This window comes from Crocosphaera sp., from assembly GCF_030064895.1.
GTDB lineage: Bacteria > Cyanobacteriota > Cyanobacteriia > Cyanobacteriales > Microcystaceae > Crocosphaera.
Genome location: NZ_JASJEB010000015.1, coordinates 1 through 15973 on the forward strand (window position 1 = coordinate 1; position 15973 = coordinate 15973).

Consider the following 15973-nt stretch of genomic DNA (forward strand, 5'->3'; position numbering starts at 1 on the left):
GATTCATCTTCAGCACTGCTAACCAAGGAGGAGACGACGCATTAGACAGTGACGCTGACCCCACAGGATTAACAGAAACAATCACCCTAGAAAGTGGAGAATTCAACGGCACAGTAGATGCAGGATTAGTAGAACTTACACCCGGTATTGACATCGAAAAATTCGTCAACGGCGAAGATGCAGATACCGAAGCTGAAGCGGTAGAAATCGCTGCTGGTGACCCTGCTGTCTTTACCTACGAAGTGACTAACACAGGAAATGTCTCATTTGCTGGAAGTGACGTTGTAGTAATTGATGACAACGGAACCGCTGGTGATACATCCGATGACTTTAACCCTGACCAAGTTTTAGAAAATGGGTTCAACGTTGGTGATACAAACCAGAATAACTTCCTTGACAGTGGTGAAACTTGGGAATACAGCACAACACTGCCTGCTGAAGATTTATCTAGCAACACAACCACCACAACCACGAAAAATCACGTCATTGACTTTGAAGGCTTTGCCGCAGGAACAGTCATTGATGATGAATATGCTAATCTCGGCGTAACCATCTCAGCTACAGGCGGTTCCAACCAAGCCATGATCTTTGATAGTGCTAACCCCACAGGTGGAGACACTGATTTAGCAACAGCTAATGAAGGCAACATCCTCATCATTTCTGAGGATGGTGATAGTTCTGACCCAGATGACAACGCTGGTGGCGGGACAATTACCTTTGACTTCAACAATGGAGTTGACATTAACAGCATTAACTTTGTCGATATTGAAGAAACAGGTGGTCAGGTCTTTACCACTGATGCGGATGGCAATGTAACAACTACTGCAATTCCTGCACCGGGTAATGGTAGCATCCAAACCCTAAATATCAATGACAGCGATGTTGTCAAAGTAGAAGTTCAACTGGCTGGTAGTGGAGCAATTTCTGGGTTAGATTTCGATAAAATTGAGGTTACTCCTTCTGGCGACGGTCTCTATACCAATATCGGTACAGTGCAAGTGGGTGATCTAACAGATGAAGATGCTGCTAACTATGTCAATCCCGAACCCCAAAATCCTGGTATTGACATTGAGAAGTTCACCAACGGAGTCGATGCTGACACCTTAGCCGAAGCAGTAGAAATCGCTGCTGGTGAAACCGTAACTTGGACTTATGAAGTAACCAACACCGGTGATGTAGCCTTTGACATCAGTGAAATTACAGTAACTGACGACCAAGAAGGCACAATTACTAACATTACTAACCAAGGAGATGGCGATAGCACCTTAGCTGCTGGTGAAACTTGGATTTATGAGCAGACTGGAACTGCTCAAGATTTATCGACAACAACCAGTTACCAAGACATCACCTTCTACCTCACAGGGTCTAGTTCCACCACAGGGAACAATGGCAATGTCCGAACCTTCACCCAAGATGGTGTCTCCGTTGATGTGAGTGCATTTAGTTACAGCGATTATTATGGATGGGAAACAGGTTATCTTGGTGCTTATGACGGCGGTTTAGGTGTTACAGATCGTGATGAATATGGTTCCGATCACCGCATTGATAATTACGACAATGGTAATTACGTCCTCTTTGAGTTCGACCAAGAAGTAACTGTAGATAGAGCATACCTTGACTATGTTAGTGGTGATAGCGACATCTCAGTATGGATAGGCGATCGCAATGGAGACATCTCACTGTTAGACAGCGATATCTTAAACAGCTTCACCAAGGAAGTTAACAATGGTGCCGAACATGATCGCTGGGCTGACTTTAATGCGGATGATTTAACTGGCAATACCCTAGTTATTGCTGCCCGTGATGACCACCATAATGATGCCTTCAAGTTGAAAAAACTCGACATTTCTGTACCCGGTGAAACAACTATTGGCGATTATGTCAACGTTGGAACAGTAACCGCAGGTTCAGTGAGTGATAGTGACACCAGTAGTTATACCAATCCTGCAACAACCTCTCCTACTGTTGATCCTGTTCATTACGAAGCCGAAGATTTATATCTCACCGGTTACCATATTGAATACAATAGTTTTGCATCAGGTGGCGCACTGATTAAGTTAGACTCTGGTGATGACTATGATGATGACGATGATTATAATGTTCATGAAGGTCATGCTACCAAGCATTTTGACGGTCTGACAGGGACTTATGACATCATCGTTGGTTATTTTGATGAAAGTGATGGTCAATCCCACGCTGAGGTCTCAATCGGTGGTCATGTTGAAGCTGCTTGGAATTGGGATCAGCATTTATATGAGGATTTCGCATCTGAAGATAACTTCACTCGCTATGGTATCGATAATGTTCATGTAGGAAGCGGTGAGCAAATCAAGTTATCTGCAACCCTTGATCAATATGAGTTTGGTCGCTTTGACTATGTTAAGTTCGTTTCTTCTGACAAGATCCATGCTGACGGTATTATCGAAGACCATGTCGTTATCTAGATTAAAGACAGTTTGAACGTTATCAAGTCTAAGTTCAATCCATAAAATTTATTTGGTGAGACTATCAAGTTATTGGTAGTCTCTTTTTTCATTTAGCCGTTTTTGTCAATCAAATTAGCGACAATTTTTCCTGAATTGAGGACACCGGGTAAACCTGCACCCGGATGAGTACCTGCACCCACAAAATACAAATTTGGAATATCCTCACTTTGATTATGGGGACGAAACCAAGCCGATTGAGTTAAAGTGGGTTCAATGGAAAAAGCAGAGCCATTATAACTGTTTAAGGTATTTTCAAAGTGCCTTGGATCGATATAATGTTCCGTAACAATGTGTTGGGATAAATTAGGGAGATAATGCTTTTCTAAATAGTTCACAATGCGATCGCGATATTCTTGCGCTACAAGTTGCCAATTAATTTGCCCTTGTAAATTAGGCACAGGAGCTAAAACATACCAACTATCACACCCTTCAGGAGCTAGAGTTGGATCTGTAATGGTCGGATGGTGAAGATAAAGAGAGAAATCATCTGGTAGCATTTTTTGCTTAAAAATATCTTCGATCCAAGGGCGATAACGGTTACCCAATAAAACCTCATGATGTGCCATCTGGGGATACTGAATATCAGTTCCAAAATAGAAAACAAATAAAGACATGGAATAGCGTAACTTTTTGACCTTGAGATCGCTCCATTTTTTTCGATATTGAGCAGGGATTAAATTCAAATAAGTAAAAGCAACATCGGCATTACTGACCACCATATCAGCTTCTAAAAATTCTGAATTGTCTAAATAAACCCCTTTCGCTCGTTTTGTAGAGGAGTCAATGGCAATTTGTTGAACTTCTCGATTGAGTAATAATTGACCACCTAGTTCTTGAAATAGTTGAATGAAAGCTTTAACTAAAGCTCCTGTTCCCCCCAGAGGAAACCAGATCCCGAATTCCTGTTCAAGCTTATGGATCATTGCATAGATTGAAGTGGTCTCAAAAGGATTTCCGCCAATTAATAAAGGGTGAAAGCTAAACACTTGTCGTAGTTTTTCATCCTTCAAATATTGATTAACAAAACCGGCCACCGATTTGTAAGTTTGCAATCGGACTAAATCTGGAGCCACTTTCACCATATCCCAAAACTTATGAAACGGTTGTGCCATTAAAGGTAAACCTGCTTTAAATATTTTGTCTGACGCTTCTTTTAATCGATAATAACCCTTGACATCATCAGGATTAAACTTACGAATTTGCTCAATTAAGCTATGGGCATCATTGTTATAATGAAACACTTCTCCAGAAAGAAACCGCACATTATAAAAAGGATCGAGAGGAACTAAAGTTAGATAATCTTTCCTATCTTTTAGAGCTAAAGTAAACAATTCATCAATGAGGGAAGGAACCGTAATAATAGTCGGTCCTCCATCAAAAGTAAACCCATCTTGCTGATAAACATAAGCTCGTCCTCCAGGTTTATCTCGTTTTTCAATCAGAGTAACCTGATGGGATGCGGCAGCTAATCGAATAGCCACCGATAGTCCTCCGAAACCACTCCCAATAACAATGATTTTCATAGCGTTAATTTTTTCAAGGTGTCATCAACTTATATTAATTTGACACACATGGGGTAATTTCATTTATCATTTAACATTTATCATTCCTTTGGAATTAGGCTTGAAACCTCTCCCAAACTTCTTTCTCCCTAAAGGGAGAGGCTTGAAACCAAAATGAAAGATGTTCAATGTTGAATGTTCAATGTTTGGTCAACTAACCAATTAGGGTTCTACAGTACACACCATCCTAAACTATTAGTTATATGCCAAAACAATAAAGCTCTATTTTTGAAGTTATTTATATTTCTAATTAAAGCCATTAATTGAAGTAATCGCCTAACTTTTGGGCTGACTCTTCACACTGAGTAATGTCAGCAATACTGATAATACTAAGAGCATTTTTAGGTTACTGGGTTCGGGAATACTGACACTTAATTGTTGTTCATTAATAGTTAATTCAGTTAATTCAGTTAATTCTAATAATTTTTCATTACTTATTAACTCCAATATTTGTTCGTTTTCTTGACTTTTTTTATTATTATTCCCTATCACTTCAAGAAATTGACGATTGATTTGTTGACTGTCAATAATAGTATTATTCAAAATTTCATTAATAAAAATATCAATGGGAAACTCATCTAAGTTATTTGAATCGATATTTGTGTTCAAAAAGCTTGGTAGAAGATAATTTTGTGTAACACTATCAAATTCCAGAAAAGATATATTATCAATGGATTGATTAATACTTTGGATAATATAATTATTCTTGCTAAAATTTATGAATGTCTCTTGAATAGTTAACTGTGTTGGCATTAATAAATTTTCTTCTCTCCAAATATTAATTTCAAATGAAGTATTGGAATTAGTATTGCTAAAAATAAAAATATCAAAAGTTTGTGTAATACTTTGATCAATAATATTATTATCTCCAAAAAGCAAAGAATCTTGTGAACTAAATTGAAAAGAATCTAATAATTTACTTTCTAATAGTTCATCAAGAAATTGACTAACATCATTTGAATCTGTTGCATTATCTGATAGTTCTAATAGAAAAAAGTCAGTTATATTTTGATTGCTTACTTGTGCAGTTATATTAGCATTTCCTTTAATAAATGCTCGTTGTTCATTAAATTGAACTCCATTGAGAATATTGTCATCTCCTAGAAAATTCTTAATGGTCAAATCCGTTGAAATTAAAGGCATCAAGTGGGAATTAAAAACAAGTTGATTAATTCCTTGAGTAACTTCATTATTAGTATTGTCTAAAAATTCTCCTTGAATATTAAAATTAGGAATAACTGCCATCTCAAAGTCAGGAACATTAATAAAATGAAGATTAAGGTTTTGATTTAACTGTTGAGTAACTTGGTTGAAATCACCTTCAATATAAATTTGTTGAAAACTACCTTGAGGAATTTCTGCTTTAGTCGAAAGATTATTAATTCCACAAAAGAACGTGGGAACTAAAACTAATAGACTGAAAATTTTATTCATTGATTGTTGTCTTGTCTGTTTTTCTATAAGTCATTGCTACGACTATCCATTATTAATTTACCGAAGATATTTTGAGATGTCAGTGGAAAAAAAAGGAATTTTTAGGTCAAGAAAGTGGAATTTATTGGCAAAAGTTCTAAATAATAAATAGAAAAAAGTAGAAATATTAGGATTTATATAGAAACTTGACGCTATAGCAATTTTCGCTTTTCCCTTCTCCCATGACTCAAAACAATGATAGACAAGGGTTTCATTCATTCCCAAGGGATTAAGTTGCTGAAATAGGATACTCCCTTTAATTAAAACAGTTAACTATCAACTCAAAAATATATCTCAGGTTGAACATAATCAGATTAAATATGTAACATCTTTCTACTTTTTTCTATATTTTGACACTTTTTTCTATGTATTAAACAAAATTTACCACTAAACTGCGCAAAATTAATTAAAAAATTCTACTTTTTTTGGGACTGACATCTAAAAAAAAATTCAGTAAATTAAAAACAGTCAGCCCAAAGGCAGACAAAACATCAACTTTCGTCAACTTCATGTGGAGTGTTCTTATTATGAAAAACGTACTTATTGCTCTGTTTAGCTTAACCACCGTCGGTGTAGTAACTATCCCTACTATGGCCAATGAAACAGACGTTTCAGGAGATAAAGTGATCATTCAAGAGTCATACCAAGGTAGCTACCAAGAAGGTAACGGTAATCAGAGTTTTCAAGAAAGTTCACAGATCCATCGTGAGACTAACCGTAGAAGAAACGAAGGTTCTGGTAGTTTCGGTGGAGTTCAAACCGTTGACCAATATCAAGAGCAATTTGGCGAACGTAACCGTTCTCGACAAACCGTTGAGCAACGTACTGAAATGAGAAATGGTAGAGGATCTCGTCGTTAATATAGGTCTCCTATCTTGAACTCTGCCTATACTAAAAAAGACAGGGTAAACGATTGATTCGCTAACTATCATAACAATCATCATTTCCTGTCTGATCTTTCTTTTTTTACTTAACTTTAAGTATAGCATAGGCTAGTTCTCCACTCTCATGTTGTCTTATCTCTGTTTTATCGTTAGGAGGGCAAACCATGCACGGGAAGGCCTTCATGCTTTTACTAGCAATTGTCATGAATTTCTCAATGCCAATGAAGTCTAATGCAGGGGAAATACAAGTACAAACCGAGAGGATGAATATTCGGCAGAATCGTAATGGTAATACGAATATTAATACAGAAAATATGCAATTTTCTGTACCAAATCGTCGCTCCCGTTTTCGAGATTATTTCCCTCATAATTATTCGCAGCAATCTACATTTAAAGGATGTAGTAGTGGTCAAGTAGTCCGTCAGTCTAATCAACAAATTAATCATTCTTATCGGACGAGAAACCATAGTTCTACTTCCCATTATCAATGTCGCTAGTTAACTAATTAGTGAATCATTAACTGAATCAAATGCTGTTTGGCTAAGCATTTGATTCATCCCAAGTTAAATTTAATTTAGAGGAGTGTAACCTGATGAAAATAATCAGATCACTGATCCATTACTCAATGTTCTTTTTTATAGTTGAGTCGTACTTAATTACTTCAGTTAAGGCTCAATGTGTGCAAGCAGATGCTTCAGTTCAATATGATATTAGTAGTTCTCGAAAACCTACTCAAAGAACTAATGATGTTACTATGGAGAGTAGCCCAAATTGTCGAGGAAACAGTAGCGTAACCAGAGGAGTTCAAGGACATATAGGACCTAACGAAACCGAACAAAATCGTCGTGTTTCTCATAGTCAAGAGGGGAATGATAAGTACCCTGAAATTCCCAATGGAAGAACAGTACAAATTCGTTCAAATGTACAAGTAGATGTAGATAATCCGGCTGAAAGATTTCCCCATAATCCCAACAAATAAAGATATTCTCTGAGGTAAAGCTATGTCTTTAAGACCTTTAGTATTAGCTACTATCTTGACTGGAGTTTTGTTCGGGATGGTTTCAGGATATACTCATGAAATTAATGCAATTGCTCAAAGCGCAAGCTCCATTCAAAGTAGTTCGATTAACTTGAATTCTAGTGAACTTAACCAACCTCTTTGGTTAGAAATAAAAGGATTAAATGGCTCCCGACTTCAAGGAGAAGTTAAATTGAATGGACAAGTAATTAAAACCCTACAAGGAAGCAGCAATAAAGTAGATTTATCTAACTATTTGCGTCGGGGTAATCATCAACTTACTGTCCAGGGCAACTATTATCCTTCTCAGGGTTCAGTGCGAATTAATTTGAATGGAAATAACATCCAAGTAATGCAAGAAACCAGTGGTAATGGATTACTTGATCAACAACTAAATCTGGAGGTTAGATGAGTCCTATACACCCAATTTAGGGCGTGTCTGCAAAGTTCAAAAATCTTAGTTGAGGGAGGCAGAGGGGGCAGAGGAAGCAGAAGGGGCAGAGGGGGAAATTAGTTTATTTTTAATATTCTAATAGTTTGCAGACAGAGCCTAGACTAAATTCGGTTTATATAGCCTTTATCAGACTCATCAGGTACACCTAATATCTAACTCCGAACTCCGAACTCCGAACTCCGAACTCCGAACTCTGAACTCCTAAAACTAGAAAACTCTGTACCTCACAAGTATGAGAAGTGCTATATACCCTCTCCCCACACTCCCCACACTCCCCCATCTCTACCAAAACTGGGTTTTATAAGTCGGACTTGGATTATCTATCAGTTTGGATAGTTAACACTTGAGGGGGTGTGGCATCAGGGGGGTAAAGAAAATCTAAGCGCACCAGTCGCCATCTTTTGGGAGGAATCGTTTGACGCACAAGAGGTTCTCCCATTTGACCTCGATGTTGTACTAAATGGAAATAGCGATTTTGCCAAGTTGCCTCTTCATCAATGTAGCGAACTCGAATGGGTCCTCGGAAGAAAACAGATGGGGAAAAAGGAGACAGGAAACGTAATCCATCCGTTAGAGTATCTTGTTTTAGAGGAGTTTGTAGGCGAACCGTCACTGTTTGCTGTTCTTCGCTTGAGTTATAAAGAGGTAAGGTTAGGCTATATTGTACGCCATAATTTCCATGAGCTTCATAAGCCGTATCAGGATAACGCACAAGTAGCGGTGCGGTTTGTACTTGATTAGTTCCGAAGGTTCCTCCTTTAAGGGTACTTAACCCATAAGAGATAGATTCTCCCGCCGCAGGAATAGTCAGGAATCCTGTTTCATCTGTTACCCTCGTGTTCCAAACCGACCCCTGGGATACTCCAGCAACTCTTCCATATATCAAGCTACTGGCGTTAGGGGGTGAAGGAGCGCGGTCTCGTGGGGTGACTAATTCACCTTCTTTAAGGAGTTTTTCCCATTCCTCACTGGTTGGGGGGCGTTCAACTCCTGTGGCCTCGTCAACCGGGGCATACTTAGCTAAACTGGCTCCATAAACCCCCCCATTGGTTTCTAAACGCACATAGGTGGAACGTCCATTTAACGGTGGGGTGAGTTCTTTGACTGGAATAGGTAAATTCAGTAACATCCGACTTTCCTTTGGTGGAATAACCAACTTGGGGGGAAAGATGTCTTGACGAACCCCTCGAAGGATATCTCCCATTACCCGACTACCAGGGCCAGCATAAACTCTGCCTAAAGGGTCCTCAACTTGAGAAGGTAATTTCACAAAAGGGGCATCCGGTTGGCTCAAATGACTTGCACCTTGTAGAATCCTGATAGTGACGGGATTTGTGGTGGGGTTGTGTAGAATAATCCCTAAATATAAGGTTCGTAAATCCTCTGGTGTTGGAGGTGAAGCCACATGATGAGCAAAAATATCAAACTGGCCACGGAATAAATAATTTAAGTGTGCGTTGGGATGTTTTTTTCCCAAGGGAGGAAAAGTCGATAGTAAGACTCCTTCATTTTTCACTAATTCAGGACTATTACTATTAAAAACAGGGGTTGAATTTAGTCCTCCAGGTAAGGGACGAACTTCTTGCGGTTGAACAATTTCTTGGGGCGGTTGGTTGTCTATGGTTGTGTTATTGGCCAGGAGTACGGGGAGGAATATCATCTCTAATCTTAAAAGGCGTAGCGGTTTAAGCTTATCACAGAAATACGCTGTTTCCATTCCACTGATTTCTCTGAATAAAAGGGGGAAAAAGGGTGATATTATCGATAAAACACTTTAAACCATCCTTGGGATAGTCGTTATCTAATTTTTGGCTCCAAAAGTCATACCTTAACAAACTACTATGAACTTGTCTAACAACAATACCGCGAAAAATCTTGAAGCTGCTTTTGGTGGCGAATCAATGGCTAATCGCAAATATCTGTTTTTTGCCGAAGTTACTCGGAAATTGGGTCTTAAAGAACTTTCAAAACTGTTTAAAGAAACCGCTAATCAGGAAACCGAACACGCCTTTGCTCATTTTCGTCTATTGCATCCAGAATTAGTAATTGATGATCCATCGGAGTTAACTGATGAGCAGAAAAAAGAGATCGCCGCTCGTTGTTTAGAACTAGCGATCGCGGGAGAAACCTATGAATATACAACCATGTATCCAGACTTTGCTGACGCAGCAAAGAAAGATAGAGATCAGGATGCCGTAGCTGAATTTGAAGAACAAACCGCAGAATCTAAGGAACACGCTCAAATTTTCCGTAAAGCTGCCCACAATTTTGGTCTATTAACTCATATTGAGGAGCATCATGCTAAGCAATACACGGATGCGTTAAGTACGCTGGATGGTCAAACAGTGACCAAGCAAGCTCCCAGTAATGATCCCACAACTCAAAAATGGATTTGTCGTCAATGTTCAATGATTTACGATCCAGTATTGGGAGATCCAGATTCGGGAATTGCTCCTGGCACTCCTTTTAGCGAAATTCCAGAGGATTGGACTTGTCCTATTTGTGGAGCCATCAAAAAACTGTTTATCCCTTACGAAGAACCAGTGGGAGCCTAAAGCAACCCATTCATAGGAGTTTATCAACTGATCAACTCCTATCTTCTTGTTGATGGGTTTTGATGCCAGTTTTGAATTTTTTCTGAAAATTAATATATGATTGACATTGTTAAAGCAGACCTTAGTTTATCTGCTCATGCCGAAGCTATGATCCAGTTAATGGATGAGTATGCACTTGATCCAATGGGTGGTGGTCAAGGTCTCCCCGATGACGTTAAGGCCAATCTGCCAACAGAACTTGCAAAGAGAAAATCTGCTCATGTAATTCTCGCTTTTGTTGATTCTCAACCGGCAGGTCTTGTTGTTTGCTTAGAAGGATTTTCTACGTTTGCTTGCAAGCCATTACTAAATATCCATGATGTCATTGTTGCTTTACCCTATCGTAGACGAGGTTTGTCCAAACTTCTTTTACACAAAGCTGAGGAGATAGCATACGAGTTGGGCTGCTCTAAAATGACTCTAGAAGTGCTTGAAGGAAATCATGTTGCTCAATCGGCATACAAATCGTTTGGATTCAGTGGCTATGAGCTAAATCCCGAAATGGGCACAGCATTATTCTGGGAAAAGAAATTAGGATAATGAAGATAAATTAGGACTAATATTCACAAATCAAAAGTTTACCTCTTCCTAAAATAACAGGATTCAAAAAACGGATAATCTCGCAGTGGGATGGCAAGATTATCCGTACCAAGCAATGATTATTTTATTGTTTTTCTTCTTCATAAATGAAGAGGCTTTAGACCTAATAATGAATAATATTAAGCCCCTACATACATAGTTTATTATACAGAAATAACCTTTCGATTACGGACAAATAAAGCGAACCCTGCGCTAGTAACAAACATCAGTAAACTATAGATACCTGCTGGAATAGCCATAGTAGGTGAATTTAATAAAACACTGGCAATAGTAATAGCTAAGGTTCCGTTTTGAATACCTACTTCAACAGTAATTGTTTTTCTACTTTTATCATCCAGTTTAGCCAAACTAGCGATGGCATATCCCAGGAACATAGTTAGTAAATTTAAGCTTAAAGTTACTCCTCCAACCTGTAACAAAGATGACAGTAAAGTAGCTCGTCCTTTAACCATTAAACCAAAAATAATTAACCCTAAAAAGAATAAAGATAACCATTTAAAAATTTTTTCTAGTTTAGCTGCTAATTTGGGTTGATATTTATTAATAAACATCCCTAAAGAAATAGGCAGAAGAGTAATAACAGCAATTTGAGTTATGCTTGTTAAGACAGGTAACTGTAGTGTTGTATCTGCACCCATAAACATCTGCATTCCTAAATTAATTACCAGAGGAATAGTAATAATAGTAATGAGACTACCGATAGCTGTTAAAGTAACAGATAGAGCAACATTTCCTTGTACTAAATAACTAATGACATTAGAAGTTGCACCACCCGGACAAGCAGCTAAAATAACCACTCCAACAGCTAATTCTGGGGTAAGAGGAAAGATAGCAGCTAAGATAAAACCCACAATAGGTAAGACAATTAATTGAGCAACCAATCCTAGAATAACCCCTTTAGGTTCGATAAAAATGCGCTTAAAATCAACAATTTTTAAACCCAAACCCATACCCATCATAATCAAAAATAGGGCAAGGGGAAGAAAAACCGCCGATAGAAAATTAGACTCCATAATCACTCCAAACACAAATTTTTTGTTATCTTACAATAGTTTGGTAAATATACCTACCTTTCTCGGACTCATGAACCTGAGTTCGATATAAGGAAATTTATAGATAACCTGTCAAAATCAAGATTCTTAAACCCTAATTATCTTATGGAAAACACTCCAACTCCGAACTCCTAACTCCGAACTCCTAACTCCTAAAACTAGAAAACTCTGTACCTCACAAGTATGAGAAGTGCTATCCCTACCTTTCTATTGCACCCAATGTTTTTAAAGCGTGTTTTTGTGCGGAGTTTAAACCAGTGACTCCTGTAATATCCATGTTCTCATAGGGTCGAGGCGATCGCCAGGTTGATAAACATTCTCCTGTGAAATAATTCCAGCGTTTGATCGTGCCATCCTTACTGCTACTAGCTAAAATAGGCTCATGAGGGTGAAAAGTAACACACATAACAGCATCACCGTGTCCTTGAAGGATTTTGTCACAATTGTATTGAGTTGAGGAGAGTTTCCATAAGCGAATACTGGTATCATATAGCAATAGACAGGCTAGTTAGGACACATAAATTATATTTTAAGGGAACAGGGAACAGGGAACAGGGAACAGAAAAATGTCCTAATAGCTTTGGCGACTGCTATAACTACCACTAGCTAACCACTGACTATCGGGACTAAAAGCAACGGATGAAATCCAGTTACGATGGTCTTTAATAATAATAATTGGTTGTGTATTTTCTGATTCTAAATTCCAGATACATATAGTATTATCATTACTACCACTGGCCATTAATTTACCATTGGGACTAATAGCAACCGTCCAAACTTCACGTTGGGAACTTTGAAAAATTTTAACCAGTGGATTGTGGTTTTTTAGATTATCAATATCCCAGAACTTTACAGTACCATCATCACTCCCACTGATTAATAAGGGTTGGGTAGGATGAAAACAAGTAGCTCTAATCCAATCTGTGTGACCTAGAAAATTACCCAATAGATTATAACTATAAGCATCCCATAATTTAACCGTTTTATCGTCACTTCCTGTTGCTATAAATTTTTTATCCGGACTATAAGCAACGGTTCTAATCCAATTTTTATGTTTTGCTACACTTTTCATTAGTCGATTGTTACTAAAAGTATCCCAAATATACAGTTTTGTATCATCGCTTCCACCAATAATAATTTGATTATCAGGACTATAATCAAGACATAAAATATTACCTTTATTAGTTAACATTTCTGCCTGAGTTTTACCATCTGAGCTATCTTTTAAATAGACAATTCCTTGATTCGTTCCCACCGCTAGAATTTTACCATCAGGACTGTAGGTGATGGGTTTAACTTCTTGACTGTGTCCCTGGCCAACCCGTAAACATTCTCCCGATTTAAAATTCCAAATTCTAACGTTAAATCCCATTTCACCACTGAGTAACCAAGGAAGTTCCGGATGAAAATCTATTGACCAAACCCCACCATTATTACCCCTCAATGTGTGTAGGTGTTTACCCGTTTTGACATCACTAATACAGATAGTTGTATCTTCACTACCACTAGCGATTGTATCACCATTAGGACTAAAGGCAAGACTTCTAATCCAATCATTGTGATTATGAATGAAATTCTTTTTAAACTTACCTTTTTCTATGTCCCAAAGACGAACTATTCCATCATCAGTTCCACTTGCAAGAATTGTCCCGTCAGGACTAATAGCGATCGCTCTTAAAAGATTATCTTCATTTTCTTTTAACGAAAAGGATTTTATTAACTTTGTTTCCAAATAGTTGACATCCCATAGACAAATTTGATTATCTTGACTTGCACTAATCAAGGTATCTTTATTAGAATGAAAATTTACCCATCTTACCTTATCTTGATGCTTGGTTAAAACAGTAATCATTTCTTCTCGATTACAATCCCAAATTCTAATGGTTCGATCATCACTACTACTAGCTAATAATTGACCATTAGCACTGTAAGTTAAGGATCTAACTCGATCGAGATGTCCTGAAAAAGTAACAATAGGTTTTCCTGTTTCCACCTCCCATAAATAAATATTTCCGTCTTCTCCACCACTAGCAATTCTTTTACTATCAGGACTAAAAGCAATCGCTCTTACCCAGAAGTTATTACAATTAATTACATGGTGTAAAATAGGACACCCTTCTCCAACTTTCCATAGATAAATTTGAGCATTGGTATCGCCAATTGCCAACCATTTCCCATCAGGACTAAAAGCAACACAAATAATCTTACTAAACCCATTTAAAAACATTGAGTTTTTTAAATTGGAGCCGGCAAAATTAGCATTCTCTAAATTAATTTCCCGTAAGTTGGCATTCCTTAAAACTAAACCTGAAAAGTCTTCATTGTTTAAAGGTCCTAAATGTCGTAGTAAGTTAAAAATATTTCCCCCTGCATATCTATCTGATTTATTATTTTTATGTTCATGTAAAATGTTTCTTAAATGGTCTTTAATTTGTTCTTCTGTATTGAATTTAGTTTTAAGCTTTTCAATAATGGGTTTGAGGATAAATTTTTCTTGATCTTCTCTCACTTTTATTGTTGCTGTGGGTAAAAATAAGGGAAATTGATTTAACAACTTAAAGCTATTATTAATTATTTCCTCAGACATATCCTTAATTAATTGTTTAATTAAATAATCTCGAATCATTGGGGGTTGAATTAAAACCCCTTCATTTTTACTTTCTACAAAAAAACGTGACTTTAAATGTTTAGTAATAATCAATATTTGCTCACCAGATAATTCTCCCATAATATCCTTCAATTCAAATAAACTAATAGGATTACGATATATAGCAAGCCAATACATTATATTTCTTTCAGTTTCAGATAAATTCTTTAATTGTTCTTTTATAAAATCTCCAACTCCATTCAAAGCAAAATTAGTTTCAGTACAATAATTTATAAAATGTGTAATATTACCATCAAAACTTTTCTTAATATTAATAGCAACATTCACTAGAATAAAGGGATTTCCTTGATAGGTATCTCTTAGGAAAATCCATTCTTCTTCCGTTCCTTGAAATGAACCCAAATGATTAAAAATATCTTTAATTGCTTCTACAGATAAAGGTTTTATTTTTAAGCAACGACTCCACTTATTTTGAGCAAGTAATAAAGTCATTTCTTTCGGTTCAATATTACTGGTCATAACTAAACAACTTCTTCCTGATTTTTTAGCAATTCTTTTTAAGAATATATTATAATTTGGATCTTGGAAATTAAGAGACTCTTGTTTTATTCCCCAATCAACATTAGCTAAAACCACTAAGCAACGAAATGCTTGTAACTTGTCCATGAGATTATCTAATTTTTGCTTAGTATTTAACCTATTAACATCTTCCTCATCATTGAAAAAATTTAATAAATCTGTTAATAATTCATCGATTGATTTATATTGGTCTAGTGAACGTAAAATAACATAATCAAAATTATCTTTAATTTGTTGTGCTAATTGATAGGATAGGTTAGTTTTACCCATCCCTTTCATCCCTTCAATTAAAATAACACGACAGTGATCTTGAAGAATCCATTGTGTCAAAGTTTCTAATTCTTCTTTTCTTGCAGAAAGATCAAAAAGACCACTATTTTCTGTCGATTCTCCCCAATCTATTTTTGTTTCCTTTTTTGTTTCTTGTATGTTAGATTGTTGGACATAAGTTACTTCTCCGACTTCACAAGCTAATGCTTTACAAATTTCCTCAGCATTTAAACGATCAACCGGTTTACCATTCAAAAAACGACTAACCACATCACGAGATAGTAGTAGATGTTCAGCTAAAGCTTTTTGACTCGAAAAATTATTGCGAGGAAGTAATGCTTTAATCTTTTTTTTTAGTTCGGTTTTTAGTTGAATAGACCTAGGCATAATCTT

General features: G+C 36.9%; 13 protein-coding genes. 7 read left to right on the forward strand and 6 right to left on the reverse strand.

What is annotated here, in order from left to right:
• Positions 1–2444: hypothetical protein (locus tag QNJ66_RS06190; RefSeq protein WP_300504059.1), on the forward strand; the 2444-nt coding region annotated here is incomplete at its 5' end.
• 92 nt (positions 2445–2536) lie between these two features.
• Here the strand turns inward: QNJ66_RS06190 and QNJ66_RS06195 are convergent.
• Positions 2537–4009 (reverse strand): phytoene desaturase, encoded by a 1473-nt coding sequence (locus tag QNJ66_RS06195; RefSeq protein ID WP_300504061.1) that lies wholly within the window; start codon positions 4007–4009, stop codon positions 2537–2539.
• A 315-nt stretch (positions 4010–4324) separates the two neighbouring features.
• Positions 4325–5482 (reverse strand): hypothetical protein, encoded by a 1158-nt coding sequence (locus tag QNJ66_RS06200; protein WP_300504062.1) that lies wholly within the window; start codon positions 5480–5482, stop codon positions 4325–4327.
• Positions 5483–6048: 566 nt separating this feature from the next.
• Between QNJ66_RS06200 and QNJ66_RS06205 the strand changes: the two genes are divergently transcribed.
• The 4 genes from QNJ66_RS06205 (at position 6049) to QNJ66_RS06220 (ending at position 7835) form a co-directional block, all read left to right on the forward strand.
• The gene (locus QNJ66_RS06205) at positions 6049–6381 is read left to right on the forward strand and encodes a hypothetical protein (RefSeq protein WP_300504063.1); all 333 of its coding nucleotides are present in this window, start codon (positions 6049–6051) and stop codon (positions 6379–6381) included.
• Positions 6382–6587: 206 nt separating this feature from the next.
• Positions 6588–6902, forward strand: coding sequence for a hypothetical protein (locus QNJ66_RS06210; protein ID WP_300504064.1), 315 nt, complete (start codon positions 6588–6590; stop codon positions 6900–6902).
• Positions 6903–7084: 182 nt separating this feature from the next.
• Positions 7085–7384: a hypothetical protein gene (locus tag QNJ66_RS06215; RefSeq protein WP_300504066.1), complete on the forward strand. Its 300-nt coding sequence runs from the start codon at positions 7085–7087 to the stop codon at positions 7382–7384.
• Between the two features lie 22 nt (positions 7385–7406).
• Positions 7407–7835: a hypothetical protein gene (locus tag QNJ66_RS06220; protein WP_300504068.1), complete on the forward strand. Its 429-nt coding sequence runs from the start codon at positions 7407–7409 to the stop codon at positions 7833–7835.
• 358 nt (positions 7836–8193) lie between these two features.
• Here the strand turns inward: QNJ66_RS06220 and QNJ66_RS06225 are convergent, their stop codons facing one another.
• Positions 8194–9537, reverse strand: coding sequence for a DUF3370 domain-containing protein (locus tag QNJ66_RS06225; RefSeq protein WP_300504171.1), 1344 nt, complete (start codon positions 9535–9537; stop codon positions 8194–8196).
• A 181-nt stretch (positions 9538–9718) separates the two neighbouring features.
• Between QNJ66_RS06225 and QNJ66_RS06230 the strand changes: the two genes are divergently transcribed.
• Both QNJ66_RS06230 and QNJ66_RS06235 read left to right on the forward strand, forming a co-directional pair.
• Positions 9719–10432, forward strand: coding sequence for a rubrerythrin family protein (locus tag QNJ66_RS06230; protein WP_300504070.1), 714 nt, complete (start codon positions 9719–9721; stop codon positions 10430–10432).
• Between the two features lie 96 nt (positions 10433–10528).
• Positions 10529–11011 carry a GNAT family N-acetyltransferase gene (locus QNJ66_RS06235; protein WP_300504072.1) on the forward strand — a complete coding sequence of 161 codons (483 nt, stop codon included), beginning with the start codon at positions 10529–10531 and terminating at the stop codon, positions 11009–11011.
• A gap of 203 nt (positions 11012–11214) precedes the next feature.
• Here the strand turns inward: QNJ66_RS06235 and QNJ66_RS06240 are convergent, their stop codons facing one another.
• The 3 genes from QNJ66_RS06240 to QNJ66_RS06250 all read right to left on the reverse strand — a co-directional run bounded on the left by QNJ66_RS06240 (position 11215) and on the right by QNJ66_RS06250 (position 15967).
• Positions 11215–12084, reverse strand: coding sequence for a bile acid:sodium symporter family protein (locus QNJ66_RS06240; protein ID WP_300504073.1), 870 nt, complete (start codon positions 12082–12084; stop codon positions 11215–11217).
• A 238-nt stretch (positions 12085–12322) separates the two neighbouring features.
• Positions 12323–12619 carry a hypothetical protein gene (locus tag QNJ66_RS06245; protein WP_300504075.1) on the reverse strand — a complete coding sequence of 99 codons (297 nt, stop codon included), beginning with the start codon at positions 12617–12619 and terminating at the stop codon, positions 12323–12325.
• Between the two features lie 75 nt (positions 12620–12694).
• Positions 12695–15967, reverse strand: coding sequence for an NB-ARC domain-containing protein (locus QNJ66_RS06250; protein ID WP_300504078.1), 3273 nt, complete (start codon positions 15965–15967; stop codon positions 12695–12697).
• Positions 15968–15973: the final 6 nt, after the last annotated feature.